This window comes from Anaerotignum sp., from assembly GCF_017483025.1.
In the GTDB taxonomy this organism is placed as follows: domain Bacteria; phylum Bacillota; class Clostridia; order Lachnospirales; family Anaerotignaceae; genus Anaerotignum_A.
The window spans coordinates 1-1,857 of sequence record NZ_JAFUMA010000017.1; the positions used below are offsets into that span (position 1 = coordinate 1).

The 1,857-nt window shown below is 42.6% G+C and carries 2 protein-coding genes; both read left to right on the forward strand.

Annotated elements, in window-relative coordinates; genetic code table 11:
• The coding region (locus tag IJ369_RS01650) for an AAA family ATPase (RefSeq protein WP_290715239.1) at positions 1-1,504 on the forward strand (1,504 nt) is incomplete at its 5' end.
• 12 nt (positions 1,505-1,516) lie between these two features.
• Positions 1,517-1,857 (forward strand): hypothetical protein (locus IJ369_RS01655; RefSeq protein ID WP_290715241.1); only part of this gene is annotated, 341 nt, incomplete at its 3' end.

The window sequence follows — 1,857 nt, forward strand, 5'->3', positions numbered from 1 at the left end:
CAGACCTGCCGCCATTACATATCTGGAAGGCAGAGGTATCAGCGAAGGGATCTGTATGAAATACCACATCACAACAGCAAAAAATGACCAGAATGTGCTGGTATTCCCATTTTATGACGAAAACAATGTTCTGCAGTTTGTAAAATACCGCAAAGCAAATTTTGACCGCAAAAAGGACAAAAACAAAGAATGGTCCGAAAAGGGCACAAAGCCTATTCTGTTCGGTATGCCTCAGTGTGGAGAAAGTGGTTCTCTGATCATTACTGAAGGCCAGATTGACAGCCTGTCTGTGGCGGAATGTGGTTTCCAGAACGTTGTTTCTGTGCCAAACGGTGCATTGGGCTTCACATGGTTTCAGCATTGCGAAGAATGGCTGCAGAGGTTCGATGAAGTAATTGTATTTGGTGACTGCGAAGATGGGAAAATCACTTTGGTAGACGAACTGCAGAACAGACTGACCCAGAAGGTAAAGGCTGTAAGAGTGGAAGATTATCTGGGCGAAAAAGATGCAAATGATATTCTCCGCAAATATGGGAAAGCGGCAGTTTTTAATGCTATCCAGAACGCAGAAGTGCCAAAAATGAAAAATGTGAAAGACCTGTATGCGGTTAAAGAAATCGACCTCGAAAAGATTCCGAAAATCAGAACGGGACTGACCAAATTGGATGATGTTATTGGCGGTCTGTATCTGGGGCAGGTTTCCCTGTGGTCTGGTAAGCGTGGCGAAGGCAAATCCACTCTTGCAAGCCAGATTATGGCAGAGGCCTTGAATCAGGATTGGAACATTCTGGTTTATTCCGGGGAACTGCCAGATTATCACTTTAAACTGTGGTTTGATTTACAGTTAGCTGGCAGAGCAAATCTGGAAGAAAAGAAAAACGAATATGGGGATGCGATTTATACCATCCCTCAGAATGTCCGTGACCAGATCAACGAATGGTATAGAGGGAGAGCATATATTTACGATAACGCTTATGTCCCTGCGAAGAATCAGGAAGAAGAAACAATCATTCAGACGATTGAAAAAGCAATCAAGCAGTATGGTATCCGCCTGATCTGTATCGATAATCTGATGACTGCCATTGATCTGACTGGTGACAAAACAGACTTATATACGGCGCAGAGTAATTTTGTTTGGCAGCTGAAAACCATTGCTTTGAAATATAACGTACATATCATGTTGGTAGCACATCCCAGAAAAACCAAAGATGGCGAAATGAACAATGATGACGTTTCTGGTTCCGGCGATATCACAAATAAAGTTGATACTGTGGTTTTTTATAGTAGAAGACAGGATGAGGATCTGGGCGGCCTGATTTCTGTTACAAAGAACCGTCTGACTGGTAAATTGACTGGTAAAAAGCCAATTAAAACAGCATATAGCCAGTCCTGCAAGAGAATCACTGCGGAAGGCGACAACCCCAAAAAAGCATACGGCTGGGAAAACAAAACCGCACCAGAAGGCTTTGAGGCCCTGCAGGATGATGCGGAATGTCCGTTCTAAGGAGTGGTATACATGGCAACAAGAAGAAGAATGACCAGAGAGGAAAAGGATTATTTTCTGAAACAGGTAGAGCGAAAAGGCAAGGCAAAAGACCTGAAGGAAAAGGATGAAGCAGCTTTCAAAAAGTGGGAAGGCGAATATCAAAAAATTGTGCAGTATTTGCGTGAAAATATTTTGTGGTTTTTTGTTTCGGATATCGTGCGGAATGATAGATATATGGATTTCAAGTTGTTGCATGAATTTCTGGAAGAGGAAGAACACGGCATGGTGGAAATAGCAAAAGACGAAATCAACAAAGGGAATGTTCCCGACCTGTGTCTGATTATGTTTATGATGCACGCTAAATACATGGC